This window comes from Mesorhizobium sp. WSM1386 (assembly GCF_055901595.1).
This window is the reverse complement of record NZ_CM148373.1, coordinates 4,695,050-4,721,097: the sequence shown is the minus strand read 5'-3', so window position 1 is coordinate 4,721,097 and position 26,048 is coordinate 4,695,050. Positions and strand designations below refer to the sequence as shown.

31 protein-coding genes and 1 tRNA gene are annotated in these 26,048 nt (G+C 62.5%); 14 read left to right on the top strand and 18 right to left on the bottom strand.

The annotated features are described in order from the left end of the window. Nucleotides 1-32: 32 nt before the first annotated feature. Nucleotides 33-983: an alpha/beta fold hydrolase gene (locus AC0NIH_RS23150; protein WP_473465850.1), complete on the top strand. Its 951-nt coding sequence runs from the start codon at nt 33-35 to the stop codon at nt 981-983. A gap of 48 nt (nt 984-1,031) precedes the next feature. Here AC0NIH_RS23150 and AC0NIH_RS23145 read toward each other — a convergent pair whose 3' ends face one another. Beyond that, nucleotides 1,032-2,075 carry an isopenicillin N synthase family dioxygenase gene (locus AC0NIH_RS23145; protein WP_473465847.1) on the bottom strand — a complete coding sequence of 348 codons (1,044 nt, stop codon included), beginning with the start codon at nt 2,073-2,075 and terminating at the stop codon, nt 1,032-1,034. Nucleotides 2,076-2,189: 114 nt separating this feature from the next. Between AC0NIH_RS23145 and AC0NIH_RS23140 the strand changes: the two genes are divergently transcribed. The 6 genes from AC0NIH_RS23140 (at nt 2,190) to AC0NIH_RS23115 (ending at nt 7,043) form a co-directional block, all read left to right on the top strand. After that, a complete protein-coding gene (locus tag AC0NIH_RS23140) occupies nt 2,190-2,588 on the top strand; it encodes a GFA family protein (protein WP_013895825.1) in 399 nt (132 codons plus the stop codon). Nucleotides 2,589-2,739: 151 nt separating this feature from the next. After that, nucleotides 2,740-2,937 carry a hypothetical protein gene (locus AC0NIH_RS23135; RefSeq protein WP_013895824.1) on the top strand — a complete coding sequence of 66 codons (198 nt, stop codon included), beginning with the start codon at nt 2,740-2,742 and terminating at the stop codon, nt 2,935-2,937. A gap of 227 nt (nt 2,938-3,164) precedes the next feature. Continuing rightward, nucleotides 3,165-4,037, top strand: a complete 873-nt coding sequence (locus AC0NIH_RS23130; RefSeq protein WP_473465845.1) for an undecaprenyl-diphosphate phosphatase — start codon at nt 3,165-3,167, stop codon at nt 4,035-4,037. 143 nt (nt 4,038-4,180) lie between these two features. Continuing rightward, entirely contained in the window at nt 4,181-4,807 is a 627-nt protein-coding gene (locus AC0NIH_RS23125; RefSeq protein ID WP_023764212.1) for a transglutaminase-like cysteine peptidase, read from the top strand. A gap of 159 nt (nt 4,808-4,966) precedes the next feature. Then, the gene (locus AC0NIH_RS23120; protein WP_473465842.1) at nt 4,967-5,758 is read left to right on the top strand and encodes a phosphodiester glycosidase family protein; all 792 of its coding nucleotides are present in this window, start codon (nt 4,967-4,969) and stop codon (nt 5,756-5,758) included. A 217-nt stretch (nt 5,759-5,975) separates the two neighbouring features. Then, on the top strand, nt 5,976-7,043 hold the full coding sequence (locus tag AC0NIH_RS23115; RefSeq protein WP_023776241.1) for a glycoside hydrolase family 25 protein: 1,068 nt from the start codon (nt 5,976-5,978) through the stop codon (nt 7,041-7,043). A gap of 33 nt (nt 7,044-7,076) precedes the next feature. On the opposite strand, the gene AC0NIH_RS23110 is transcribed toward AC0NIH_RS23115, so the two are convergent. Then, nucleotides 7,077-7,265 (bottom strand): hypothetical protein, encoded by a 189-nt coding sequence (locus tag AC0NIH_RS23110; RefSeq protein ID WP_473465839.1) that lies wholly within the window; start codon nt 7,263-7,265, stop codon nt 7,077-7,079. Between the two features lie 399 nt (nt 7,266-7,664). Beyond that, a complete protein-coding gene (locus AC0NIH_RS23105; RefSeq protein ID WP_473465835.1) occupies nt 7,665-8,054 on the bottom strand; it encodes a VOC family protein in 390 nt (129 codons plus the stop codon). Between the two features lie 111 nt (nt 8,055-8,165). Here AC0NIH_RS23105 and AC0NIH_RS23100 point away from each other — a divergent pair, with 111 nt between their 5' ends. Further along, nucleotides 8,166-9,131 (top strand): DUF3592 domain-containing protein, encoded by a 966-nt coding sequence (locus tag AC0NIH_RS23100; RefSeq protein ID WP_473465833.1) that lies wholly within the window; start codon nt 8,166-8,168, stop codon nt 9,129-9,131. Nucleotides 9,132-9,144: 13 nt separating this feature from the next. Here the strand turns inward: AC0NIH_RS23100 and AC0NIH_RS23095 are convergent, their stop codons facing one another. After that, nucleotides 9,145-9,504: a hypothetical protein gene (locus tag AC0NIH_RS23095; RefSeq protein ID WP_473465831.1), complete on the bottom strand. Its 360-nt coding sequence runs from the start codon at nt 9,502-9,504 to the stop codon at nt 9,145-9,147. 196 nt (nt 9,505-9,700) lie between these two features. On the opposite strand from AC0NIH_RS23095, the gene AC0NIH_RS23090 reads away from it, so the two are divergent. From AC0NIH_RS23090 to AC0NIH_RS23080, 3 genes are all read left to right on the top strand, one after another. Next, nucleotides 9,701-9,979, top strand: coding sequence for a TfoX/Sxy family DNA transformation protein (locus AC0NIH_RS23090; protein WP_473465828.1), 279 nt, complete (start codon nt 9,701-9,703; stop codon nt 9,977-9,979). A 95-nt stretch (nt 9,980-10,074) separates the two neighbouring features. Then, nucleotides 10,075-10,596, top strand: a complete 522-nt coding sequence (locus AC0NIH_RS23085) for a hypothetical protein (protein WP_473465825.1) — start codon at nt 10,075-10,077, stop codon at nt 10,594-10,596. Beyond that, the gene (locus AC0NIH_RS23080; RefSeq protein WP_473465823.1) at nt 10,589-11,209 is read left to right on the top strand and encodes a hypothetical protein; all 621 of its coding nucleotides are present in this window, start codon (nt 10,589-10,591) and stop codon (nt 11,207-11,209) included. Before AC0NIH_RS23085 ends, AC0NIH_RS23080 begins: the two co-directional genes overlap by 8 nt. Before the next feature lie 23 nt (nt 11,210-11,232). Here AC0NIH_RS23080 and AC0NIH_RS23075 read toward each other — a convergent pair whose 3' ends face one another. From AC0NIH_RS23075 to AC0NIH_RS23040, 8 genes are all read right to left on the bottom strand, one after another. After that, nucleotides 11,233-11,439 (bottom strand): type II toxin-antitoxin system HicB family antitoxin, encoded by a 207-nt coding sequence (locus tag AC0NIH_RS23075; RefSeq protein WP_473465820.1) that lies wholly within the window; start codon nt 11,437-11,439, stop codon nt 11,233-11,235. Between the two features lie 4 nt (nt 11,440-11,443). Next, nucleotides 11,444-11,644 (bottom strand): type II toxin-antitoxin system HicA family toxin, encoded by a 201-nt coding sequence (locus AC0NIH_RS23070; RefSeq protein ID WP_473465817.1) that lies wholly within the window; start codon nt 11,642-11,644, stop codon nt 11,444-11,446. Nucleotides 11,645-11,650: 6 nt separating this feature from the next. Beyond that, nucleotides 11,651-15,433: a vitamin B12-dependent ribonucleotide reductase gene (locus AC0NIH_RS23065; protein WP_473465814.1), complete on the bottom strand. Its 3,783-nt coding sequence runs from the start codon at nt 15,431-15,433 to the stop codon at nt 11,651-11,653. A gap of 663 nt (nt 15,434-16,096) precedes the next feature. After that, nucleotides 16,097-16,408 carry a PilZ domain-containing protein gene (locus tag AC0NIH_RS23060; protein ID WP_023764226.1) on the bottom strand — a complete coding sequence of 104 codons (312 nt, stop codon included), beginning with the start codon at nt 16,406-16,408 and terminating at the stop codon, nt 16,097-16,099. A gap of 108 nt (nt 16,409-16,516) precedes the next feature. Beyond that, on the bottom strand, nt 16,517-17,005 hold the full coding sequence (locus AC0NIH_RS23055; protein ID WP_023776232.1) for an NUDIX hydrolase: 489 nt from the start codon (nt 17,003-17,005) through the stop codon (nt 16,517-16,519). A gap of 213 nt (nt 17,006-17,218) precedes the next feature. Continuing rightward, complete coding sequence (gene gpt / locus AC0NIH_RS23050) at nt 17,219-17,719, bottom strand: xanthine phosphoribosyltransferase (protein ID WP_013895807.1); 501 nt, start codon at nt 17,717-17,719, stop codon at nt 17,219-17,221. Between the two features lie 116 nt (nt 17,720-17,835). After that, the gene (locus tag AC0NIH_RS23045) at nt 17,836-18,669 is read right to left on the bottom strand and encodes a universal stress protein (RefSeq protein ID WP_023764228.1); all 834 of its coding nucleotides are present in this window, start codon (nt 18,667-18,669) and stop codon (nt 17,836-17,838) included. A 139-nt stretch (nt 18,670-18,808) separates the two neighbouring features. Beyond that, nucleotides 18,809-19,552 (bottom strand): competence/damage-inducible protein A, encoded by a 744-nt coding sequence (locus tag AC0NIH_RS23040; RefSeq protein WP_473465810.1) that lies wholly within the window; start codon nt 19,550-19,552, stop codon nt 18,809-18,811. A gap of 159 nt (nt 19,553-19,711) precedes the next feature. Between AC0NIH_RS23040 and AC0NIH_RS23035 the strand changes: the two genes are divergently transcribed. Beyond that, nucleotides 19,712-20,728 carry an alpha/beta fold hydrolase gene (locus tag AC0NIH_RS23035; RefSeq protein WP_473465807.1) on the top strand — a complete coding sequence of 339 codons (1,017 nt, stop codon included), beginning with the start codon at nt 19,712-19,714 and terminating at the stop codon, nt 20,726-20,728. 53 nt (nt 20,729-20,781) lie between these two features. Next, nucleotides 20,782-21,069 (top strand): hypothetical protein, encoded by a 288-nt coding sequence (locus tag AC0NIH_RS23030; RefSeq protein ID WP_023776229.1) that lies wholly within the window; start codon nt 20,782-20,784, stop codon nt 21,067-21,069. A gap of 111 nt (nt 21,070-21,180) precedes the next feature. On the opposite strand, the gene AC0NIH_RS23025 is transcribed toward AC0NIH_RS23030, so the two are convergent. The 4 genes from AC0NIH_RS23025 to AC0NIH_RS23010 form a co-directional block, all read right to left on the bottom strand. Next, nucleotides 21,181-21,420, bottom strand: coding sequence for a DUF2188 domain-containing protein (locus tag AC0NIH_RS23025; RefSeq protein ID WP_013895802.1), 240 nt, complete (start codon nt 21,418-21,420; stop codon nt 21,181-21,183). 28 nt (nt 21,421-21,448) lie between these two features. Further along, the gene (locus AC0NIH_RS23020; protein WP_013895801.1) at nt 21,449-21,727 is read right to left on the bottom strand and encodes a DUF982 domain-containing protein; all 279 of its coding nucleotides are present in this window, start codon (nt 21,725-21,727) and stop codon (nt 21,449-21,451) included. A gap of 170 nt (nt 21,728-21,897) precedes the next feature. Beyond that, on the bottom strand, nt 21,898-22,215 hold the full coding sequence (locus AC0NIH_RS23015) for an SH3 domain-containing protein (RefSeq protein WP_473465803.1): 318 nt from the start codon (nt 22,213-22,215) through the stop codon (nt 21,898-21,900). 130 nt (nt 22,216-22,345) lie between these two features. Beyond that, on the bottom strand, nt 22,346-23,449 hold the full coding sequence (locus tag AC0NIH_RS23010; RefSeq protein WP_473465800.1) for an NADH:flavin oxidoreductase/NADH oxidase: 1,104 nt from the start codon (nt 23,447-23,449) through the stop codon (nt 22,346-22,348). Between the two features lie 157 nt (nt 23,450-23,606). On the opposite strand from AC0NIH_RS23010, the gene AC0NIH_RS23005 reads away from it, so the two are divergent. Continuing rightward, entirely contained in the window at nt 23,607-24,203 is a 597-nt protein-coding gene (locus AC0NIH_RS23005; protein ID WP_023764235.1) for an NUDIX domain-containing protein, read from the top strand. 674 nt (nt 24,204-24,877) lie between these two features. On the opposite strand, the gene AC0NIH_RS23000 is transcribed toward AC0NIH_RS23005, so the two are convergent. Both AC0NIH_RS23000 and AC0NIH_RS22995 read right to left on the bottom strand, forming a co-directional pair. Continuing rightward, a tRNA-Leu gene (locus AC0NIH_RS23000) sits at nt 24,878-24,963 on the bottom strand. A gap of 284 nt (nt 24,964-25,247) precedes the next feature. Then, entirely contained in the window at nt 25,248-25,913 is a 666-nt protein-coding gene (locus AC0NIH_RS22995; protein ID WP_023764267.1) for an outer membrane protein, read from the bottom strand. Nucleotides 25,914-26,048 lie beyond the last annotated feature (135 nt).

The following is a 26,048-nucleotide window of genomic DNA, read 5'->3' as shown; positions in this document are numbered from 1 at the left end:
GCTTTGAACCGGAAGGACTGGAGGAGACCGATATGTCCAGAAACCTGTTTTTCGTCATTCTTGCTTCGGCCACGGCGTTTCTCGCCTGCCCGGGCACCACCAATGCAAAGGAACCTGCCATGACGACCGAAACGAGAACACCGCTGAAGCCGGGAAAGTCCGGCCTGCTGCCGATCAACGGCCTGAATTACTATTACGCCGTCTACGGCAAGGGCGAGCCGCTGCTTCTGTTGCATGGCGGTCTTGGCTCTACCGACATGTTCGCGCCGATCCTGCCCAAATTCGCCGAAAATCGCACCGTCATCGGCGTCGACCTGCAAGGCCATGGCCGCACGGCGCTCGGCGACCGGCCATTCAGCGTGGAGGCGATTGGTGACGACATGGCCGATATCGTCAAGGCGCTCGGCTACGACAAGGTCGACGTCATGGGCTATTCGCTCGGCGGCGGTGTCGCTTTCCGCATGGCGGTCCGCCATCCCGAGATGGTGCGCCGCCTTGTGCTGGTCTCGACCGGCTATGCCACGGACGGGTTCTATGACGAGATGCGCCCGCAGCAGGCTCAGGTGAGCGCCGCCGCCGCGCCGTTCATGAAGGACACGCCGATGTACAAGTCGTACGTGGCGGTCGCGCCGCATCCGGAAGACTTTCCCAAGCTGCTTGACGCGCTCGGCAATTTCATGCGCCAGAATAGGGACTTCTCGGCCGATGTTCCCAAGCTGAAGATGCCGGTCATGCTGGCCTACGGCGACAGCGACATGTACAAGCCCGAGCATGAGATCAAGTTCTACCAGATGCTCGGCGGCGGACTGAAGGACGCCGGCTGGATGCGCGAAAACCTGTCGCGGAACCGCCTGGCGATCCTGCCCAACCGCACCCATTACGACGTCTTCTTCGCCCCGGAACTGACGGCCGCCGCGCTGCCGTTCCTCAACGGCGAGACCAAGGTGAAGAGCTGGGACGAGGTGGTCAGCGAAACGGAGTAGCCTGTCATTTCCCCGCCGGACGTCTCTGCAACGAGAGGCTGGCGTTGCCTATGAAGCCTTGGCGCGGCGCGGCTGCCTGAGATGCTTGATGCCGCTCATCTCGACGAAATTCGTCGCCGCTTCCCAGAGATAGTCACCGTAGAGAAACGGCTCGAAGGGCTCGGCGCCTTTCAATGGCAGCGGCGCAATTTCCGCATCGACGCGGGGTTCGTAGAAGAACGGGATCGACAGCCGCACCGTCTTCGGCGCGATCACCCGGTGCCGCGTCGCACGGACGCGCCCGCCGGTCCAGCGCTCCAGCAACTGACCGAAATTGACCGCCAGCGTGCCGTTCGCCGGCGGCACGTCGATCCATTCGCCGGCGAGGTTTTTGGCCTGCAGGCCTTCGAGGCCGTCCTGCGCCAGCAAGGTGACGAAACCGGAATCGGCGTGCTCGCGCCCGATAATGGTGCGCGTCTCGCCCTTGTGGATCACGGAAAACTCCGGGCCGCTGGTGTCGACGCCGGCATTGGCATCGCGCAGGGGATAGCGGATCAGGCGCAGCGTCGAGATGCCGTCATCGAAACAGGCATCGAAGATCGTTTCCGGCAGGCCAAGCCCACGCGCGATCGACCGCATCAGCGCATTGCCGACGCTCTCCATCGACCGGTAGTAGTCCGCCGCCGCGGCGCGCCAGCCGGGCAGGGCGTCTTCGGCCGGCAATGGCGTCGGCTCAAGCAGCGGATCGTCGGAGGTCGAAACACCTCCGGCATCGGCGATATCCGGTCCCATGATATCTCGCCCTATGTCGATGCCCTCCTTGTAGGAAACGGCTGTCGGCTGCAGCGGGAACCAGCCGCGGTAGACGTTCTTTCTGGTCGGGTCGAAATTCCAGCGCAGCAGCTTCTGCTTCTCGGCTTCGGACAGCGCGAAGATGCGCAGCAATTGTGCTCGCCTGTCCGGCGTCAGCCAGTGATCGCCGGGAAAATCGCGGACGGCCATGAAACCGATCCCCGAGGCGGCGGCCATGATCCTGGTATCAACATGGTCGCGAGCCGGCGAGGGCGGCTCGAACAGGTCGGCAATTCCGATGGTCTCGATCTCTTGCGCCACGACAAACTCCATCGCATTCCGATTATCGATGGCATCGTATCAAGGCTTTTCAATTGACCCTGTCGGCCGTGCGACTACCTTGCCGCTTATTTTCTCGATTTGCGGAACAAGACGATGGCTAAACATCAGGGCGGCTGCCTGTGCGGAGCGGTGCGCTACAGCACCGACGCGGCTCCTATCAACGAACGCATCTGCCACTGCAGGCTGTGCCAGAAGGCGATCGGCGCTGCCTTCAACGCGCGCGTGCTGTTTCGCATCGACGATGTGACGATCGAGGGACCGCTGGCGACGGTGAACAGCTCGCCGGATCTCGAGCGCGGTTTTTGCCCGGGCTGTGGCACGACAATGTTTTCCAGGCGCGCAACCGCCGGCATCATCGGCGTCACCACCGGTTCGCTCGACGACCCGTCGGCCTTCAGGCCGCAGATGCACATCTTCACCGCCTCGAAACAGCCTTGGGTGGTGCTCGATGATGGCTTGCCGCAATATGAAGGCGCTCCGCCACCAGCCTAGACTTTCCCTCGCCACGCGGCGACGCCAGGACAGTAAGGCGATGAACAAAATTTAATCCAAAACATCACGCGATAGCCGGCAAAACGTCATTGGCGGGCCATGATTGTCTTCCTATCTATGCTGCGCGGGCCGGCATTCGAGGAGACGACGGATGAACGACAGCATCAGCACCCTGGACGAGCTTTTGAGCGATCCGATGGTCCTGCTTGTGATGGAGCGCGATCGTGTGCGCCCTGAACAGGTGCGCATGCTGCTCGAACGGGCTCGCCGGCCTTCCGTCGACGAACCCGTCGTTCCGCCGGCGCATGTGATCGCCAGGACCTGCCAGAAGCTCTGGCTGTGTCCGTAATCGCCTTGTCTTTTTCTCCTGCGGGAACACTCCCGGTGAGACCATAGGCCGGCCCATTGGGCCGGTACTGACCGATGCGCGCTCGGTGCTGCGTCACCAGCTTACAAATCCGTAAATTGATTATCCCGTCCATGACGGTAAAGGCTTGCCTGCGACAGGCCAAGGCGCGACGGGCCAAGGCCGGTCGCTCCCGCGCAAGTTCGATCCTCTCACACACGGAACCCGATATGGCTGACATCTGTACCCAAGGCCTGGATACGGGCTTTGTCGGCCTGGGATATGCCAGGGTCGCCTTTCTCGGCCTTGTGCAGGGCATTACCGAACTGCTGCCGATCTCCTCGACCGCCCATATGCGTATCGTGCCGGCGGTGCTCGGCTGGCAGGATCCTGGGTCGGCCTTTTCCGCCGCCATGCAGCTTGCGGCCCTTGCCGCCGTGGTCAGCTATTTTTGGGGCGATGTCAGGGACCTGCTGTTCGGTTCCATCGACGCCCTCACACGCCGCGATTTTGCCGACCGGCATTTCCGGCTGGCTTCCTGGATCGTGTTGGCGACGATCCCGATCGTCATTGCCGGCGTGGCGCTGTCGGGCATCCTCAATGCCTGCGGTTCGCCGCTGCGCAGCCTGAGCGTGATCGGCTGGTCCTGCATCGTCATGGCGGTCCTGCTGGCGCTGGCCGAGATTTTCGCCCGCCACCGGCGCACCATGGGGGAATCCTCGCTCGCCGATGCACTGCTCGTCGGTGTCGCCCAGATCGGCGCGCTGATACCCGGCGTCTCGCGCTCGGGCTCGACCCTGACGGCAGCACTTGGGCTCGGCTTCAAGCGGGCCGAGGCAGCGCGCTTCTCGTTCCTGCTCGGGCTGCCGGCCATCGCTCTCGCCGGCCTCAAGGAGCTTTGGGAACTGCACAAGGTCCATCTCGATGCCCACGGATGGTCGGTTCTCGCCACCGGACTGGGCGTCGCCTCGATTTCCGCCTTCTTCGCCATATGGGGCCTGATGCGCGTGCTGGAACGCTTTTCCGCCTGGCCTTTCGTCATCTATCGTGGCCTGCTCGGCATCGTCTTGCTGCTGGGCGTTGCGATGGGGTGGCTTGCCTAGGCTCGCGGTCGGCTCTGTGTTGCGCGGGAGCAACCCTGAAACCTCCACGCTTCGGCCCGCAAAGATGTGATCAGCCGGCTTGATTGACTTCGGTAGGTAACAGCCCTTAACGTTCTGTTAACAAAACAGATGGGCGGGGCCGGATGGCATCCTCGAAGGGTTGGCGCCGAAAGGCGAAGGGGCTGGGGCTGGCGGTTGCTCTGACCGCGTTGTGTTCAGCAGCGAGTTTCGCCTACGCGGCTCCTGTTTCCATGGTTGTCGGCGGCTCGACCTCCCAGCCGATTGGCCACTATGATTTCTGCAAGATCCATGCCGCCGAGTGTTCGATCCGCTCGCACGACAGCGTGCCGGAACAGATGACCGGCAAGCTGCTGCACGAAATCTCAGCCGTAAATCTCTCGGTCAACACGCGCGTCAAGCCGATGAGCGACGTGGACAATTACGGCAAGGACGAGTGGTGGGCCTATCCGGACAACGGCTTCGGCGACTGTGAGGATTACGCGCTGGAAAAGCGGCGTGAACTGAACAGGCTGGGCATTGCCATAGCCAATCTGCTGATGACGGTGGTTCGCAAGCCTGATGGCGAAGGTCATGCCGTGTTGACGGTGCGGACGGACAAGGGCGACTTTATCCTCGACAATCTGACCGACAAGGTCCGGCTCTGGAACGAGACCAGCTACCGCTACCTGAAACGGCAGGCGAGCGACGACACCGGGCACTGGGTCTCCATTCTTGGTGGCGACGAACAGCTGGTCAGTGCCGTCAAATAGTCTCGTCGGCTCCGCGGCCAGTCCCGTCGGCTCCGCGGCTAGTCCCGTCGGCTCCGCGACATCCCATCGCCGGTTCTGAACCGCGCCGTTCCAGGCCGAGCTTCCACAATGCCGGCCCGCGATGCTATCCACGGTGGCTCGTTGGAGCTGGGTAGGTGCATGGATTTTCTGACGCTTTTCAATTCCGCGCCGCTGCTGCTGGCCTTGCTCAAGGCCGCGTTGCCGCAGGCGGTCGCCACGACGGTGGCATTCGGCCAATGGTTCGCGACGGTGCCGCCGTGCCGCGACTTTACCTTCGAGGCGACCAGCTATCTGGTCTGCGAGGTCGACCCCAAGCAATATTCGGTCGAGCTGTTCTGGAAGGACCAGACAGGCAAGCCATTTCAGTCGCTGCACAATCTCGACGCCGCCCAGCGCATGGCTGGCCGCACGATGCTGTTTGCCATCAATGCCGGCATGTATCATCCCGACCTCAGGCCGGTCGGCCTCTATGTCGAGCGTGGCCGGGAAATGGCGACGGTCAAGACGGGATCGGGCAGCGGCAATTTCTCGCTGCAGCCAAATGGCATCTTCTATGTCAGCGACGGCAAGGCAGCAGTCCGGGCGACCAGGGATTTCGTTAGCAAGCGGCCGGCAACCGACTATGCGACGCAATCGGGGCCGATGCTGGTGATCGACGGTCAGCTTCATCCGAAATTTCAGGCCGACGGCACATCGCGCAAGACCCGCGATGGGGTCGGGGTGCGCAAGGACGGTGTCACGGTCTTCGCCATTTCGAACGGCACGGTGACGTTCCATGCGTTCGCCCGGCTGTTCCGCGATGCGCTCGGCTGCGACAACGCGTTGTTTCTCGACGGTACGATATCGAGCCTGCTCGCCCCGGCGATCGGCCGCAACGACGACTACTGGAATCTGGGGCCGATGATCGGCGTCTTCAGGAAAAGTGGCTAGAATATGGCCAGGTTCGCGCGGCCCGCCAGCCACGCAGCCTGACGACAATCGTCGCGACCTTGATCGTTGCGATGGCGCCGGCGGCGAATGTCCGAAACCGGTCACAGGCATGGTAAAAAACTTGATTCAATCTTTATTGGTAATTTCTCATTCATAACTGGTCCGGTTGTCCGTCGGCCATTGCCCTCGGTCTGTTGCGTTTCGAGTACAGGTCCAGATGCGGTTACCAGGCGTCGTCAGTTTCATGATCGCATCGCTGTTCCTTGCCGGCTGCTCGTCGACATCGGGGATGGACGCGCTCGACGTGCAGAGGCCATCGAACGAGACGACCAGTTCGGTGGTGCGGCCAAGCGCGCCGATCACATCCGTCCCGGTGGCGAAGGCCAGCAATGTGCGCAGGCTGGCCGAGGCCGCGCCAGTGGACGACAATGTTCAGCCTTTCGGCCTGGCGGAGGAGGAGACGGTAGCCTTTCCAGCGCCCGAATTGCCCGACAGCGCCGATGCTCCGGTCGAGCCGGCAGCCTTGGTCTCGCCGCCGAAACTGTTGTCGCGGGCAGCCCCTGCCATGCTCGCCGGTCCGGTCACGCGCTACGGCTTTCGCGACGCCAAGCCGATCAATTTCGGCCGCTCCTCGCCACGGCACCTTGCCGTGCATGGCGTCGACGTGTCGCGCTGGCAGGGCAACGTGAACTGGGAGAAGCTGCGCGCCCAGGGCGCCAATTTCGCCTACATCAAGGCGACCGACGGCGGCGACCATCTCGATCCGATGTTCATGAAAAACTGGCGCAATGCCGACGCCGCCGGGCTGAAGCGCGGCGCCTACCACTTCTTCTACTGGTGCCGCACCGCCGGCGAACAGGCCGACTGGTTCATCCGCAACGTGCCGAAGGTCGACGGCGCCTTGCCGCCGGTGATCGATGTCGAGTGGAACGGCGAGTCCAGCTGCAAGCGACGCCCGTCGCGCGAAAAGGTGCTGGAGAAGATGCAGGTGTTCATGGACAAGCTCGAGCGCCATTACGGCCAGCGGCCGATCATCTACACCGCGCCCGATTTCTACCGGGACAATCTCAGGGGCCAATTCCTCGACTACCCGTTCTGGCTGCGCGCGGTGGCCAGGCATCCCTCAAAGGTCTATCCCGACCGCAAATGGCTGTTCTGGCAATATTCCGGCTCCGGCCTGTCGCATGGCGTCACCGGCCGTATCGACCTCAACGTCTTCAATGGCGACGAGCGGCAATGGCGCGCCTGGGCCGGCGGCCGGCAGATGGTGGCCGACGCGGACTAGCGCTTTTCGCGCGTTGCTGCTCGTTCCGGCTGCCTATTGGAGCTGGTTGCCCCGCTCGTTCCGCTCCTCGCTCAGCCGCAGGCTCCTCCTCAAGGCCATGATCTCGGCAATCGCGGCATCGATCATGGTGAGAAGCGTGGTCGTATCGTGCTGAGTGGGATCGGCCCTGACATAGGCGAGCTGGTTGACGATGTCGGCGTCGTCCTCGGTTTCGTCGCTCATGGCCGCGTTCCGGTTGTTATCTTCCAGACGTTCTCATTCCACCCGATCCGTCGTCAAATTGCACCTATATCACTTCGTCGTGTGCATGGCCGCCCGACCGCCCATCCAACCGGTCCTTTCGCCTTATCTTGGGTGGCGGCGACGCGATTCGTCGAAGGTGGCAAAGGCCAGGACACCGGAAAATGATGCGAAGCTGAGCAGGACTGCGGCGACAACCATGAGGTCGTAAGTCGACATGTTCGTTCTCCCTGGGACGATAGCCGAGGAGACAGCACTGACGACGAGCCTGCGTTGATTTGGATCAACTCGCAGAGCGCCATGCGCGACATTGGGTGACTGTGGCAGAGCCGGAGACTGGCAGGAGCGAGGTACATGTCGCCCTTTCGTTATTCTCGCCGCCTATCGAGGCTGCTGCACCGACGGCTCGTTGATCATCGCCTCGATGTTGTAGCCGTCGGGGTCCAGCACAAAGCAGGCGTAGTAATTCTCGGCATAGTCCGGACGCCGGCCGGGCGCCCCATTGTCTTTGGCTCCGGCCGCCAGTGCTGCCCTATGGAACGCATCGACCTCTGCCTTGCTACCGACGCGGAAAGCGACGTGCAGATGGGATAGCGGTGGCGCTTCGCCGGTTCGCTGGATCTCGAACAGGCAGCCATTGCCGACATCGAAAGCCCAGAACACGCCTTCCTTGCCGAAGGACAGGCTATACTTCAGGGGCGCGAAAGCGCGTTCATAGAAGAGCTTGCTCTTCTCCAGATCACCCACTTCGATGGTTATGTGATCGATCATTTGGTGCTCCGTCTGGGATGTGATGGGGTTGCCTCGCGATTTTGCGAATAAGCGAGACATTGCCGTCGCGGTGCTGTCTAGTGCCGGTTCCTGCACTCCGGGGGGATCAGGGTGGAACTCAAGATTCTGCTTGTCGGCTTTGTCTGCGCGGTCGCCGCCATGTTGTCGTTCATCACCGTCGTGAAATGGCGGGAGGTGCAGGCGCTCAGCCACTGGTTGCCGACGCCGGGAAAGATCATCTCGTCGCGCGTCGAGGCGCGTGAAGTCAGAAGCTCGGGCGCTGGCTCGGACAGCAGCGATACCTCCGAGATGCGCAATTTTCCGGCGATCACCTTCGAATACAAGGTGGGCGGCAAGAAATTTCAAGGCTCGCGCTACAGCGTGAAGGAAAATCTGGGGAATTTCGAGGTTGCCGAGACGCTTGCGCAGTTTCCGCGCGGCGCCGAGGTGACCGTGTTCTACAACCCGGCCGATCCGAGCAAAGCCGTGATCGAGCGCACCATGCCGGACGGCGCCTTCAAGTTCATGTTCCAGCTTTCGGCCGGGCTGGTGATCGGCGCGCTGGTTCTGGTGTTTTCCGTCGGCGGTCTGCTGGAGGCGATCCGGCCGCATCTGCCCAAGCCGCAGAATCTCGGCGCCGCGGCACTGCTGCTGTTCATGGGTCTGTTCGCGCTGCGCATGGGTTTCGCCCAGAAGTCGCTTGCCGAGCAGGCCGCGAAATGGCCGGTCGCCGCCGGCCGCATTGACGCCTCGGGCCTGCAGGCGCTCCGCAACCACAGCGACTATCGACGCTGGCACACCGTCTTCAAATCCCGCATCGTCTACAGCTATGGCGTCGCCGGCCAGCGCTACACCTCCGACCGCGTCACCTTCGGCGCCACGGTCACCGCTTCGCTGCCCGCCCTCGTCAGCGGCCAGGCACGAAGCTATGCCGAGGGCAGCAAGGTCGAAGTCCACTACGACCCCGCCAATCCCGCCTCGGCGGTGCTGGAATGCCGGGTGCGCGGGCTCTGGCTGCTGTGGGTCTGTTCGGCGGGCTTTCTTGGCGGCGCGGCGTTGCTGGTCGGGCTGGTTTGAGACGCCGATTGCTTCAGCAGCGCATGAGCGGCCCGCTGTCGAAGCCAGGCCAGGTGAACCGCAACATGGCGCCATGCCTCTCGATATGGATGACACGAGCGAACGGCTCCTCCAGTGCCGGGTCGGAGCCGTAGCACTGGCTCGCATGCACCACCCAGCCCGTGGCTGTTTTGCGAAAGGCCGCATGCTCGCAACCGAATTCGGGAAGCGACAGAGCCGCTTTGTCCACCGTGAAGACCGTCTGGCGTTGAACGTCGGCGGCCGCACTACAGTTCAGCCGCTCGTGGGACCAGGTCCCGACATAAGGTGGCGCGGCCAGCGCGGTGCCGCTCGCGCATGCGGACATTGCCATCGTCATTGCCAAGCGCCGCATCACCTGTCTCCTCGATCCGCCATGCTCGATCGTATAGCAGTGGTGGGATTTGTGCGGAGTATTCGTCCAGCAGAAAATGCGGCCATTCCGGATTCCGCTTTTGGCCGGATGATGCGACTGTGTGCGACGGCGGTCCAAACAAATCGCCAAATCCTGGAGACTATCTCATGCGCCCTCAACGCTCTGAGGCCCGGCGATGAGCACTCGCATCGAAGACATGATGAACCTCGGACCGGCCATGGCGCGGAAGCTGGCGGAAATCGATATTCTCAGTGAGGAGGATCTGCGCGGTTTCGGCGTGGTTGAAGCTTACCACCGGCTGAAGTTCCGTTTCGGGCGGCAGGTGACGATTCTCGCACTCTATGCGATGGAGGCCGCACTTCGCGGTTGCGATTGGCGAGTGCTTGATACCGAAACCAAGGAGCATCTGCGTGAGCAGGCGCACCGGAACAGCCAACCGGCAGGGAGTGGATAAACGCAGCTGCGCCGAATTTCGCTTATGCTTTTGCGCGGATGATGCGACTGTGCGGGCTGGCACGCGGCCGGGCAACGCTTTCCCAGAGACATTTGATGATCACCCGCAAACTGGTCTTCGTTTTCCTCGGCCTGTTCGGCCCGATGCAGGCAGCGACCGCCAAGGAATGCCTGCTGAGCCATGCCACCTATCGCGAGCCGCGCTCGGGCGCGGTGATGCAATTCCGGCCGATCGACAACGAACCGGCGGCGCTGACGGCCGAGGTGTTTTCGCTGACCGTCCCCAACACCGACAAAAACCTGCCGGCCGACATCACCTGGACCAATGGCAAGAATTCCTTTCCGCTCGGCACCATCCGCCACGCCTGCACCGATGACGACCGCGAGGCGGGCCTGCAGGATGGCAGCGGGCTGTGCAGGCTATGGGATGGCCAGGTCTATGCCTTGACTGGAGGCGGCGCCGAGCAGTTGAACTCGCGCGAAGCGACACCGGCGCCGAAAGGGCTGCTTCTGCCCGATTTCGGCGTGGCTTTCACCGAATGGGCCGATTTCGCCAACGCCAATCCGGAAGGCTCCGCATGGGATGCCTTCGCCCTGACAGGATGCAGCGATGAATAGCGCCGTGAGATCGATCGCCTGGGCCTGTGCCCTGTCTGCGTCCGCGACGCTATCAGCCGTGGCGGACGAGCCGGCGCCGTCGCGCCCGCCGATCGACAAATGCGTCTGGGAAAGGCTGGCCGACAAGACGATCGGACTGGCCGCCTGGGCACAGCGCTGCGATTTCGGCTTCCGCCAGATCCATTTCGAATTCGCCGGCAACGCGCTCGCCATCAAATACAGCGACGGCGGCGCGGCCGATCCGCTGGTCGAGCTATTCGACATTAAACCGGGCGAGACCGCCGAGGCTGCCTTGCAGCGCCTGTTCCTGGAAAAGACCGACAAGACCGTCAGCGATCGCTGTGTGCTCACGCCCTACGCCGAGGGCGCCGTTCCCGCCGGCATCAAGCGCTACACATTCAGCCCCGACGCCGCCTACGCGAAAGAGCTGGAAGCGCTCACCAATCCCGACGAGGTTCCCGAACCGCCCTGCGGCGAGTGGGGCGAAATGCCTGACGGCATCCAGTATTTCGAGGTGCCGGCGGGCGAGGAGCAGAAGCTGCTGTTCGTGCGTGCCGGCCAGGACGAGCCGCTGTTTGATGAGCAGACGCTGCGGGTGTTGCCGGCGGGCTGAGATTCGGATCGCAGCGTTTACGTTTACGCCTCTACGTACTCGGCGAGGCTGACACCATTAGGCACATCCAGTCCATCGGCGCGCAAGCCTTCGATATGGAAGCGTATTGCGTCGCGAATTTCGATTTCCACTTCCGGCACCGTCGCAGCGGTCGCGATGCAGCCGGGCAAGTCGGGCACATAAGCAGAAAAATTGCTTCCCGCTTTTTCAATCACCACCGCGTAGCGCATACCATCACTCCTTCAAACCGGACTGCTTGAGGATGCTGTTCAGTGTTCCTGGTGCAACCTCTTCAGACGGTTTGCCGGCCACGGTGACGCGGCCGGCTTTGACCATGTGCTTATATTGGCGATGGCTGCCTTTGGTTGCAACCAGATACCAGCCGTCGGCCTCCAGCAGGCGAATGACTTCGCGAACCGTAAGCCGAGGTGGCATCAGGCCTCAGCTGCACCCGCTCGTGGCGCCGCACGTATCGCACTTCTCGCAGGTTCCGTTGCGCACCATGGTGAAGTTCTGGCACTCGGAGCAGGAATTGCCGGTGTAGCCTTGGAGCAGCGATTTCGCGCGGCGGTCGGCGGCGAGTTTCTTCGCTTCGGCCGCTTCGTTCGCTGCTGCGTCGGTGAACAGGGTCGCGGTCGCATCCGCTGAAACGCTGGCCGCGTCGGCCGCTTCCTCGAAGGCGATGTCTTCCGCCAATTCCTTGGCCCGGTCCTCATAGTCGCGCTTGTAGGCGACCGCCTCGTCGCTGGCCGGCTTCAGCGCCAGCACGTTGGAGCCGGAGAAGGCTGTCGGCGCCGAACGGGCAGGGGTGCCGGCACCGGCAAAGCCCTTCGGATCGTTGCCGCTTGCCCTGGAAACCAGCTTCACCGGCGAACCGCGGGTCAGGCCCTTGGAAACGGCGTCGGTCTTGCCTTCGCTGATGTTGCGGCCAAGTGCGGTGTTGGAGAAGTCCGACTGGTCGACATGGGCGAGGTCGTTGCGGCCGAGATAGGAAATCGCCAGTTCCCGGAACACGTAGTCGAGGATCGACGTCGCGCTCTTGATCGCGTCATTGCCCTGCACCATGCCGGCCGGCTCGAACTTGGTGAAGGTGAAGGCGTGCACATACTCGTCGAGCGGCACGCCGTATTGCAGGCCGAGCGAGATGGCGATGGCGAAGTTGTTGAGAAGGCCACGCAGCGTGGCACCCTCCTTGTTCATGTCGATGAAGATCTCGCCGAGGCGGCCGTCATCATATTCGCCGGTGCGCAGGAAGATGGTGTTGCCACCGATCTTGGCCTTCTGCGTATAGCCCTTGCGGCGGCCGGGCAGCTTTTCCTGCTCGCGCGACACGCGCTCAATGATGCGCTCGACGATCCGCTCGGTGATCTGCGCGGCGCGGGCGGCGGCCGGTGCCTGGATCAGCTGATCGAGGGCTTCGTCCTCGTCGTCCTCGACATCGGCGAGCAGCGAGGAGTTCAGTGGCTGCGACAGCTTCGAGCCGTCGCGGTAGAGCGCGTTGGCCTTCAGCGCCAGCTTCCACGACAGCATGTAGGCGCCCTTGGCGTCTTCCACCGTCGCGTCGTTCGGCATGTTGATGGTCTTGGAGATGGCGCCCGAGATGAAGGGCTGCGCCGCCGCCATCATCTGGATGTGGCTGTTGATCGAAAGCGAGCGCTTGCCGATCTTGCCGCACGGGCTGGCGCAGTCGAACACCGGCAGGTGTTCGGCCTTGAGGAAGGGCGCGCCTTCCAGCGTCATGGCACCGCAGACATGGATGTTGGCAGCCTCGATGTCCTTCCTGGAGAAGCCGAGCGCCGGCAGCATCTCGAACGAGAAGTCGTTGAGCTGCTCGTCGGTGAAGCCAAACGTCTCCTTCACCCAGTCGGCGCCGAGCGTCCACTGGTTGAAGACAAACTTGATGTCGAAGGCCGACTTCAGCGCGGCATTGAGCGCGGCAATCTTGTCATCGGTGAAACCCTTGGCCTTGAGCGAGCCGGGATTGATGCCGGGCGCCTGGTTGAGGTTGCCGTGGCCGACCGCATAGGCCTCGATCTCGGCGAGCTGGGCTTCGGAATAGCCGAGCGTGCGCAGCGCTTCCGGCACGGCGCGGTTGATGATCTTGAAGTAGCCGCCGCCGGCGAGCTTCTTGAACTTCACCAGGGCGAAGTCGGGTTCGATGCCGGTGGTGTCGCAATCCATGACCAGGCCGATCGTGCCGGTCGGCGCGATCACGGTCGCCTGTGCATTGCGGTAGCCATGCTCCTCGCCAAGCTCGATGGCGCGGTCCCAGGCGGCTTTCGCATGCTCGGCCAGCGCCTGCTGCTTGAGGTCGGAGGCGACCAGAGGCACCGGATTGACGGCCAGCTTCTCATAGCCGTCCTTGTCGCCATAGGCGGCGCGGCGATGGTTGCGCATGACGCGCAGCATGTTCTGGGCGTTGCGGTCGTAGTCCGCGAAGGCACCGAGCTCGGAGGCCATTTCGGCCGAAGTGGCATAGGCGGTGCCGGTCATGATCGCGGTGAGTGCGGCGCAGATCGCGCGGCCCTCGTCGGAATCATAGGGAATGCCCGAGGTCATCAGCAGGCCGCCGATATTGGCGTAGCCGAGGCCGAGCGTACGGTATTCATAGGAGAGCTTGGCGATCTCTTTCGACGGGAACTGCGCCATCATCACCGAGATTTCGAGCACGATGGTCCACAGCCGGACCGTATGCTCATAGGCGGCGATATCGATCGTGCCGTCGGCATTGCGGTAGGGCAAAAGGTTGATCGAGGCGAGGTTGCAGGCCGTGTCGTCGAGGAACATGTATTCCGAGCACGGGTTGGAGGCCCGGATCGCACCGGCCGACGCGCAGGTGTGCCAGTCGTTCATCGTCGTGTTGAAATGCAGGCCCGGATCGGCCGAAGCCCAGGCGGCGTAGCCGATCTTTTCCCAGAGGTCCCTGGCCTTCAGCGTCTTCAAGACCTTGCCGTCCTTGCGGGCGGTCAGGTGCCAGTCGCCATCCTGCTCGACGGCGCGCAGGAAATCGTCCTTCAGCGACACCGAATTGTTGGAGTTCTGGCCCGAGACCGTCAGGTAGGCATCCGAATCCCAGTCGGTGTCGTAGGTCTTGAACGACATCGAGGTGTAGCCCTGCTTGGCGAACTGGATGACGCGGTAGATGTAGTTCTCCGGCACCGCCGACTTCTTGGCCGCCTTGATCTCGCGCTTCAGCGCGGTGTTGATGGCAGGATCGAAGCAGTCGTCGTCATGGCCTTCGCAGTTGACGCAGGCCTTCATGATCGCTTCGAGATGCTTCTTGACGATCTTGGAGCCGGTCACCAGCGAGGCCACCTTCTGCTCTTCATTGACCTTCCAGTCGATGAATTCCTCGATATCGGGGTGGTCGGCGTCGACAATGACCATTTTCGCCGCGCGGCGCGTCGTGCCGCCCGACTTGATGGCGCCCGCCGCGCGGTCGCCGATCTTGAGGAAGCTCATCAGGCCGGAGGAACGGCCACCGCCGGACAGCTTTTCGCCTTCGCCGCGCAGAAATGAGAAGTTCGAGCCGGTGCCGGAGCCATATTTGAACAGGCGCGCTTCACGCACCCACAGATCCATGATGCCGCCCTCGTTGACGAGGTCGTCCTGCACGCCCTGGATGAAGCAGGCATGCGGCTGCGGATGCTCGTAGGAGGACTTCGACTTGGTCAGCTTGCCGGTGAAGGGGTCGACATAGAAGTGGCCCTGGCTCGGACCGTCGATGCCATAGGCCCAGTGCAGGCCGGTGTTGAACCATTGCGGCGAATTCGGCGCCACGCGCTGCGTGGCCAGCATGTAGGCAAGCTCGTCACGGAAGGCGAGCGCGTCGTCCTCCGACTTGAAGTAGCCGCCCTTGTAGCCCCAATAGGTCCAGGTGCCGGCCAGCCGGTCGAAGACCTGGCGGGCGTCGATCTCGGAACCGAAGCGCTCGGCTTCCGGCAGCTTGGCAAGCTCGGCCTCGTCGGCGACCGAGCGCCACAGGAAGGAGGGGACGTCGTTCTCTTCGACCTTCTTCAGCCGCGCGGGGACACCGGCCTTGCGAAAATACTTCTGTGCCAGGATGTCGGCGGCGACCTGGGAGAACTGCGCCGGCACATCGATGTTGTCGAGACGGAACACCACCGAACCATCCGGATTCTTGATCTCGGAAAGCGCCTTGCGGAATTCGATCTCCGCGTAAGCAGATTGTCCCGGCTTGGTGAAACGACGCTCGATGCGCATTGGTCCTGTCCCTTTTGTCTATATATAGCGCTTTCGTCAGGGGATTTCTGCCCCGGATGCGAAACACGCATGTCCGCCGTCTGCCGGCGTTCGAAAACGGCCGGCTCTCCATTTCGCGGTCTCCGTCGGTCCTTGCTGGTCAGGCTCCTTGCGAAGCGTATGTCCAGCGTCCGACGGACTCTCGCGGGTCCCTCAAATCTGATTTTTTCGATTCCCTCACTCGAGGGAAATTCACACTATCTAGCGTCGAACCTACCTGCAAACACTAAATATAGTGTTAACAGACAATTTATTCCAGTCCGACAATTCTCCCTTTCGTCGCCCCGCCACCCACAATCCCAACGCTTCCGCCGGCCTCGTAAACAGGCGGAAATGCGGGCAAAACTCACATAATCCGGGAAAAAGACCGGGCTCAGAACTTTCCGGTCGCGCTCTCAACAGGAGCACATGGCCTATAAAAGGCGACTCGTTTTGCGCCGTCAAGGATTCGTTTGCGTAGCTTTTGTGACCCCAACATCTTGTGTGTCACATATGTGGATAACGGGGACAGATTGACCCGCCGCGATCACTATTTTTCCGGCGACGGGATGCGCGCCGCCGATGGTCGGCGCGATGGCACTCGAAAACGCTTCAGCTCACAGCAAAAGCGGCAGTCCCGAAAAATCAGCCGTAGTGCAACTTCGGCTTTGGCTCGATGCCGGTGAACTTCACGCCAATCCGGTCGTTGCGGCGCCAGCGGACCTCGCAGCGATAGGCGACGCCGTCGAGCGGCACATAGAGAAGAAAACGATCCGGAACCCGGGACTCGAGCGGTACCTTCAACTCGGCGCCGCCCGCATGCTGATTGCGCACGGTAACGCCGACTTCCGAGTTTTGAATGCCGGTGATGATAGTTCCGCCCTTGAGCACGCGCGGACGATGCTCGCGCTGCGGCTCGCCGGGACCTTGCTGAAGGTTGTCTACGGGCTTCATCATCAATCAAACGCCAGATTGATCGATTTGTAGCGGAGAAAAATTAGCAAACCATTCATGGACACAACCAGAAGGTTGTAAATCGGCCATGATGCACGCGTAAGGGGTGGGTTAGGAGAACCTGTGCGGGTCGGCGCAGAAATAGGCGATGATCTGGCAAAGGTCCGGTTCGTTGACCATGCGCACCGCTTCGCTGGAATTGACCCATTTGCGGGTGCGGGCGCGCTTTTCCTTCCAGCGGTCGGCGATCTTTTCGACGTGCAGCGGAAACACCAGCACCTCGCAGGGCACTTCTTCACCAGAAGCCAGCACCTTGGCATAGAAGTAACGGCCGGCTTCGAGATGTGACACGGTTCCGCGCAATCCGGCTTCCTCGCCGGCCTCGCGCGCTGCCGCCTCGCAGAGCGGCTCCCTGGCCTCCGGCCAGCCCTTGGGCAGCACCCAGCGGCCGGTGTCGCGGCTGGTGATCAGCATGATCTCGACACCGTTCCCGGTATCGCGCCAGGGCAGGGCGGCAACCTGCAGACGGCACGGCGCAGTGCCGAAGAGTCGCCGGACCCTTTCGGCCAGATGGTTGTGCGTCGTTGGCCTCGTCAACATCGGAGAAGCTAGCCCCAGCCTCCAGAATCGTTTGCCGTCTCACGAATCTTACGGCGAATCGTAATCTATAAAAGTAAAAAACTTCATATAGACCGGTAAAAATTGCGCCATCGCCCCCTGATCCCACAAAATATTGTGCCTTCAGCTGCCTATTTGGCAGCAAAAGGCACTTGCCGAACTCGTGCCGAGTAGAACGGGGGTTTGTTCTGCGAATCAGCCGGCGTGATCGTCGGCGATCGGCTTCTGATAGGTGAAGCCCATATCCCAGGGGAAATAGATCCAGGTGTCCTGGCTGACCTCGGTGACGAAAGTATCCACCAGCGGCCGGCCCTTGGGCTTGGCGTAGACGGTGGCGAAGTGGGCCTTCGGCATCATTGCCCGCACGATGCCGGCGGTCTTGCCGGTATCGGTCAGGTCGTCGATGATCAGCACGCCGACGCCATCGTCGGCCAGCAGCGCCGGCGTGACTTCCTTGAGCACCTGCAACTGCCCCTGGCTGGTGTAGTCGTGATAGGAGGCGACGCAGACCGTTTCGATGACGCGGATGCCGAGTTCGCGCGAGATGATCGCCGCGGGCACCAGTCCGCCGCGCGTGATGCAGACGATGGCCTTCCATTGACCCTTGTTGGTGCCGGCAAGCCGCCAGGCAAGCGCGCGGGCGTCGCGGTGGAACTGGTCCCAGGAGACCGGGAAAGCTTTTTCGGGAAGGGACATGTCTCGCGCACTCCGCAGCACGCGAGGACCGCGTGCGAGAAAACAGGGGAATGCGCGCGGAATTAACTGGAAAACCTTGGGCTTGGCAAGGGCGGTCGGCAGTGATCGCTGTGGACTTATCGCGACAGGAAGGCCGCCACCTGCGTTGTGCGCAACACCGTGCGCGTCACGCCGCCGAACAGGAGCTGGCGCAGCCACGAGTGGCTGTAGGCGCCGAGAACCAGAAGATCGGCGCCGGTCTCGGCGATCCTGTTCTGGATCATGTCGTCGACCGACGTGCCGCCCGATTTCTGCACCGAGACGCTGACCGTGGCACCGTGGCGTGACAGGGCCGACGCGATCTCGGCACCGGCGGCTTCCGGGCTTTCGTCGAGTGTTTCGGGCGGATCGATGACCAATATGTCGGTTTTCTCCGCCTCGATGATGAAGGGCAGGGCGTCGAAGGCGGCGCGCGCAGCCTCCTTGCTGCCGTTCCAGGCAAGCAGCACGTGCTTGAAGGTGGTGACCAGCGGCCCTGCATGCGGCACCACAAGCACCGGTCGTCCGGCATCATAGACCAGCGTGTCGACATCCGCGCCCGGATCGCCTCCGGTGTCGCGCTGGGCGGCGACAATAAGATCGGCGGCGCGCACCGTCGAAATGCCGGTCAGCGCGCTGTCGCCGGAGAAGCTCTCCAGGCTGCGCCATTCGAAAGAAAGGCCGGAATCCTCAATGCGCCTGAGGAAGACGGCCTGCAGCTTGTCGGCGCGCTCCCGGTTCATGTCGGCCGACACCTGCAGGAACTCGGTATCCGGAAAGCCGGTCGCCGATGTGTAGGGCACCGGAAGCGCCTCGGCGTGGATGCCGATCAGATGGCTCTGGAAACGGCTGGAGAGCGGAATGGCGCAATCAAGCACGCGCTCGGCGTCTTGCTCGTTCTGCAGAATGGCAACGATGGTCTTGAAACGCATGGCGATCCCTCAATCTGGCGAGGCGTTCGATCTCGCGTGCAGGGAAACGCCGCGATGTCTTGCTTGGTTCCGGCTGGAGCCATCCCCTGGGGGAATTGCGCCAAACGGGAATTGCGTCAAAACAAGGAGATAGAGCGGATCAGCCTGCCTTGGCGGCGAAACCCGCGACCATTGCCTCGACATCGGCGCGGGCGGCGTCCAGTGCCTCCTGACTGCGGGCCCGCACGACCAGTTCGGTCCAGAACTTGCCGTCGCCATATTTCGGATAGGAGCCGATGATGGTGTCCGGATGCGCTTTCTGGATATCGCCCAGCGGTCCGCCGACAAGCCCTTCGCCAAACGGACAGTGCACCGTCGCCGACAGCATCTTCGTACCGGCTCTCAGCGTCGGCACGACATTGTCGAGCATGGCCTGGAAGATCGAGGGCACGCCGGCCATGACGTGGACGTTGCCGATGCGGAAGCCGGGCGCCACGGACACCGAGTTGTCGATATGGTCGGCGCCGCGCGGCATCCTCGACATGCGCTTGCGTGCCTCGGTGTATTCGATGCCGCGCTCGGCATAGCTCGCTTCCAGCAGCGCATAGGCCTTGGCATCGTATTCGCAGGGCACGCCGAACGCCTTGGCAATCGAATCGGCGGTGATGTCGTCATGGGTCGGGCCGATGCCGCCGGTGGTGAACACATAGGTGTAGCGTGCGCGCACCGCATTCACCGCCGCGACGATCTCGTCTTCCTCGTCGGGAACGATGCGCACTTCCTTCAGGTCGATGCCGATAGCCGTCATGATGTCGGCGAGGTGGCCGATGTTCTTGTCTTTGGTGCGGCCGGACAGAATCTCATCGCCGATGACAAGCATGGCGGCGGTCACGATTTCAGGCATGGAAGGCTCCGGCAGGACGGGTCGCCTGAAATAGCGCGGCGCGCGGCTGTCGGCAATGCCGGCCGAGCGATGATATCCGGCAATGTCCTGTCCGCTTCGACGCGAGGTTGCGGCGCGACCGGATGCAGCTAAGCTGACCTCGTCTGATCCGGGTGAACGATGCTCCTGTCGATACTGTCGTGGCTGCTGGCCGTTCTGTTGCTGCTGGCGGTCCTCGCCATCGGCTGCCTTGTGCTGGCGACATTGTGGATCGCGGCCAAGGCCGAAAGGCTGGTGCCGCCGGTCGGAAAATTCATCGAGATCGACGGCAACCGCATTCACTATGTCGATGTCGGCGATGGACAGCCGATTGTCTTCCTGCACGGGCTTGGCGCTCAACTCCACCACTTCCGCCACACGCTGTTCGCGCATTTCGGCCCGGGCTACCGGCTGATCGCGCTCGATCGTCCGGGATCGGGCTATTCGGTTCAGGCGCGCGGCGCGACGGGCCGGTTGCCCGAACAGGCAGAGCTCGTGCGGCGTTTCATCGAAACGCTGGGCTTGGAGAAGCCGCTGGTGGTAGGCCATTCGCTGGGCGGCGCCATCACGCTGACACTGGCCGTGGAACATCCCGAAGCGATTTCGGGCATCGCCTTGCTGGCGCCGTTGACCCATATGCAAGCCGGCATGCGCGAGAACTCCGGCTTGCTCAATATTCCATCACCACTCCGGCGCTGGATCATGGCCTACACGGTCGCGATACCGACGAGCCTGCGGTATGCGCGGCCGACCATGGAATTCATCTTCGCCCCGCAGGCTTTTCCAGCAGACTACATGGTCGACGGCGGCGGCTGGCTCGGGCTGCGGCCAGCCCATTTCCAGGCAACATCCGCCGATGTCGTGGCCATCGAACGCGATCTCTGCCGCATCGAGCAACGCTATGGCGAGATCGCCATGCCCGCCGGCATCCTTTTCGGAACCGCCGATGGCGTCATCGACATCGGCATCCATGGCGAGCCGATGCAAGGCAAGATCGAAGGGCTCGACTTCGAACCCGTCGACGGCGTCGGCCACATGCCCCAATTCGTCGAACCGGAACGGGTCGCGGCCTTCATCCAACGCATGGCCGCTCACGCATTTCGTGATGCAACTTCACCGCCGCTTCACAAGGAATTCAAGGAACCATTCGGCGGATGACCGGTTTGCCGAGTGTCGCACCCAAGGCGACAAAGACGAAACGGAGTGATCCAATGTACAAGAAACTTCTCGCAGCGTCCGTTCTGACGATCGGTCTCGCCACATCTGCCATGGCGCAGTCGTCGGACGGCACCTATTCCAACGAACAAGATTGGCTTCACCACAACTGGCTCTGGGGCAACGAAGACTCCTCGAGCGTTGACCGGACCACGACCGGAAGCATCAATGCGGACGGTTCCGGGCTGAACACCTACGGCAACACTGGACCCTGCGCCTTCAATACCCCTGGTCCAGATGCCAATGCCCAGGGCAACATCAACGACCAGTACTGCGGCAAATAGCCAGCCGGGGCCCCGTGCTGGCCGCGGGACGTTTTTCTCTCCTTACGTCCGCGGCCGGCGCGCGACGATCAGGCGATCAGGCTTAAGATTGCATATCAATAGGCTGCGAAATCAGTCGGAGACCTCGGTCTGCGGCCGATCGCGGCCATCAGCCAGTTCCTCGTGCCATTTGCCCTCGGCATCCTCATATTGGATGCCGTCCGTGGAGCCCGCCACCTGTTGCTCGGCTGAAGCGATTTCGGCTGCGCGCAACGCGTCCTGATGCGTGGGAAACGTCTCCGAGAAAGTAGCGCCGACCTTGTAAGCCCAGCCGCCGTCATGTTCGACGATCTTGTAAGTCAGCTTCGCCATGAAAATCTCCGGTTGAAAGTCCGCCTGCTCAATGCAGCCGGTCGTCGGACAGTCTGTCGTCTGGCACCAGCACTTCCGATTCCCTTGCGGCCTCGATCAGTGCTCGACGCGCATCCGCTGTCGAACGATAACCTTCCAGCACTTTGAGGCAAGTGTCGAGGGCATCACGATGGCGCGGGCCGCGATTGAGCGGCCACACCGTCATCAGGCATTCCGCCGCCTCCTGGGCGCTGCGGATTTGCCGATATTTGCCGACATGGCCCAACTCGACCACGACGGGCGTTTCAAAAGGTTTGTTGTCCATCATGGCCGCAACGCAAAGCAGCCAATTTGGTTGCAAAAATGGCCTTCAGCCTGCGCCCAAAAGTCGCGTCGCGCTTGCGACACGCTTCAGTCTTCGTCTTGTGCATGTCCTGCATGTCCCAAAATCACGTGTCCCAAAACCGGATCCAGTTTTGGGCGACATGCGCGGCCACCTCAGTAGCCGCAATCGTTGCGCAGCCAGCGCGCGTTCGCCCATCCGGTCGTGCCGCCGATTTCGACCCGGTACCAATTGCCGCGCCGATCGAAGATCTCGGTGTGATCGCCATTGAACAGCTGCCCGATCATCCGCGACGACGAGTTTGGCCGCGTCCGCACGGCGAGAAAACCGCTGCCCGTCGCCAGATTGTAGCGGCCGGACAGGCCGTGCACAGTACCTTCGCAATATTGCGCGCCGGCCGGCGTCGACGCGTTAAGCCAAAGCCCGGCCGCAGCCACGAACGCAGTTGCCGGCAAGAATGCCCTCATCGACATGATGTCCTCCCCAAGCCCGGCCGCGCCCGCCGCAGCCTTACCCAACGTAACAGGTTGCGGCCGGAATTGAAGCGGGCGAACTGCCCAGGATCGCGGGCAGGAGAGCGCCGGTTTCAGGAAAACGGGCCAGTCAGCCCACCGCTTTCATCCAATGTTCCATCGTCGTCACCGAGCGGGCGAGCTGCGGCGCCGGATGGATCTTTTCGCTGAACGTGGCGGCCGCACGCCATCCCCAGCGCGGGTCGGCGAGGAAGGCACGCGCCAGCGCCACCATGTCGGCGCGGCCCTCGGCGATAATTGTCTCGGCCTGCTTCGGATCGTCGATCAAGCCGACCGCGCGGGTCGGGATACCGGCGCCCCTGCGCACGGCTTCCGCCAGGTGCACCTGGTAGCCGGGGCCGCTGGGCAATTTCTGCAATGGCGAATTGCCGCCGCTGGAGCAGCAGAGATAAGCGACACCCTCGGCCTTCAGGGCTTTCGCCACCTCGATCGCGTCCTCGACGTCGAAGCCGCCATCGACCCAGTCCTTCACCGACAGCCGTGTGCCGAGCATCAGCTTCGGCACCGCTCGCCTCACCGCCCTGGCGATTTCCACGACAAGACGCATCCGGTTTTCCAGCGAGCCGCCCCAGCGGTCCGTGCGCTGGTTGGACAGCGGCGACAGGAACTGGAAGATCAGGTAGCCATGCGCGGCGTGCAGCTCGATGAAGTCGAAGCCGGCGCGTTCGGCCCGCCTCGCGGCCTCGGCGAACCGCTCGATGAGTTGCAGGATCTCCTCGTCCTCCAGGGCGTGCGGCACGTTCCACCCGCTGTCGTAGGCGATGGCCGAGGCCGAGACGGTCTGCCAGGGATCCTCGTCTGGCTGCAGCGGGCCGCCACCCTCCCAGGGCTTGCGGTTCGAGGCCTTGCGGCCGGCATGGGCAAGCTGCGTGCCGAATTTCGTGCCGGGAGCGGCCACCCGCCTGGCGGCGTCCAGCGTCCGCCGCGCGGCGGCTTCATTGTCCTCGGAATAGAGGCCGAGGCAGCCATGGGTGATGCGCCCGCGCCGCTCGACATCGGTCATCTCCACCGTGACCATGCCGGCGCCGGACATGGCAAGGTTCATCCAGTGGTAGAGATGCCAGTCGCTGGCCGATCCATCCTCGGCGGAATACTGGCACATCGGCGCCACCGCTATGCGGTTGGGGAAGGTCAGCCCGTCGAGCGTGATCGGCTGGAAAAGCGATGTCGTCATGAAGAAAACTCCGGGAGGGGAATGCGCTATTTAGGCAGCGGATCTCTTCCATACCACACACGAGACAGTGAAGCGCACTGGACCAATCGCTGGTCCGATTGCGCCGGCGCCGGTTCGCGGCTACGCCTGCATCCGCCAGCAAGCACCGAGGTATCCCATGGAAGATCGCGTTCGCATCCGCTCGGAAGAGGTTCTGTCTGACGACTGGGCGGTCCTGAAGAAGACCGTGCTCGACTATCGCCGGCGTGACGGGCAGTGGGAGACGCAGATCCGCCAGACCTATGATCGCGGCGACGGCGCGGTGATCCTGCCCTACGACCCTCAGCGTTCGACCGTGCTCCTGGTGCGCCAGTTCCGCTATCCGGCCTACGTCACCGGCCACCGTGAACCGCTGATCGAGGCCTGCGCCGGCCTGCTCGACGAAAACGATCCCGAGACCGCCATCCGCAAGGAGGCCGAGGAAGAGCTCGGTTACCGGCTGAAGGATATCGAGCGGCTGTTTTCGCCGTATATGAGCCCCGGCAGCGTCACCGAGCGGCTCTGGTTCTTCATCGCCCGCTATTCACCCGCCGATCGCATCTCGGCGGGCGGCGGCGCGGCCGAAGAAGGCGAGGACATCGAAGTCCTGGAAATGCCGCTCGACGAAGCGCTGGCCGGCATTGCCGATGGCCGCATTATCGATGCCAAGACGATTATTCTGATCCAGCATCTGAAGCTGAACCCGATGGCGCCGGCTGGCTCGAAAGCAACCTAATTCAGGCGCGAGCGTTCAAACAGGGATATGGCGCCAATCGAGAGTGCATATGGGCCCTGGTGAAAAGGCTACTCTGCCGTTCGAGGCTGAACGCGAAGCCCGTCTCGCCAAGAATGCCCGTCTCAGGGAGCTTCGATCTCATGCGTCTTGGCTTGCGCTCGATCCTGACGCTCCGTTTCATGACGAGATCGACCTCTCAGCTGTCTTCGAGGAAAACACATTCGGCAACCGCTAGGTAAGCGGCGTTTTTGCGGCGGATTCTAATGGGAGCAGGGAGCTTCTGGCGCTGCTGTGAAGTGGGCGGAGGTTTTCTATTTCCCAAATATCGCGCTTGAAAGACGAAGGGCCTGAGCCGCCACTATCGCGATCCAGGCCCTTGGCCGTCGGGTTCATCAGTGACATTGCGCCTACTGGAGGCCTGTCACAAGCTGGACCTTGGTCCCCCGGTCTAATGCCTGTTAAGCGGCCCGGCTGCTTTTCCTTCGGGGAGACAACAGCCGGGCCATGCCGGGAAAGTCGAGAGCCCCAGCCTAGCTTTGGAGGTCCCGGGCTGCATGGGTGAAAAGCAGCACGACAAGCAGAACGATGACTGCAGATGCAAACTCGGTAACGAGAGCCGTCCCAACAAACGTTGTTGGCGGTCGGTATGCTCCAAGAGAAAACGGCCGACGTTATGGTGCGGACGACGGGAATCGAACCCGTACGATCAGAGATCGAGGGATTTTAAGTCCCTTGCGTCTACCAATTCCGCCACGTCCGCAGGCCAGCCCTTTTCAGACGCCAGACGCAGGCCGTCAAGTCGTGTTCTTGGCAGTCCGAACGCCGCTCATCCCAGAGGAAGGGGCGTAACGATACTGGTGTGATCGCGGAATTTAGCGCGCCGCGCGCAATGCGTAGGGTGTTTGCACGGCGGACTTGATCCACCGAGGCCGGCGTCTACCAGGCCCAACCCATTCCCCCGCCCACTGGGGGCGCCGGCCGCCCCTCTCATCGCAATTGCCAATCACGCCATATCGGTCGTTCGCCGACCGATATTGGCGATGTTCAGAACTTGTAGCTCAGATTGACGCCGACGGTGTTCAGCTTCGTATCTTGGTCGCGGTCGGTGAAGCCGTTGGATCCATCAAAGTGCTCCGAGCCGAAATCGTAGTAGCGATACTGCGCGCCGACGACGAATTTGTCGGTCAACGCATAGTCGACGCCGGCGCCCACGGTCCAGCCGACATTCGTACGTGTTTCGGAGAAGGCGGCGCCCGCGGCTTGCGAGGTTTCGATGCCGGCGAAGGCGACGCCGCCTATGCCATAGACAAGCACGCGGTCCATGGCATAGCCGGCCTTTGCATTGACCGACCCGAACCACTTGACGTCGGTACCGAACGTGTTTCCCGCGCCTAGGTCGGCCGTCCCGTCGACGGAGGAATAGTTGAGGTCGGCCTCGGCGCCGATCACCGCCTGGTCGAATTGCCACAGCCCGGCGACGTGGCCGCCGACGAAGCCGCCGTCGATGTCGGGCGAGACGGAAAACGGTCCGCCGTCGGTTCCGGAGATATCGGATTGGCCCCAGCCATAACCCGCCTGCATACCGGCATAGTAGCCGGTCCAGTCGAAGCCGGGCGCGGTCATCGGCACATCGACTGCCGGGTCGGCTGCCAAAGCCGGCACGGACAGGGCTGCAAGAAGACCGGCACTTGCGACGATCAGGCGGTACATCGAACTCCCCGGACGAAGAGCCAGAAAAATACTTGCGGGCAACGTAACCTGATTTGCCGCAAAACGGAATCAGATTTCCTATGCCGCCTGCCGCACCCCTGCGGTGGCAAGCCGAAGCCCCGCGACCGGCGAACT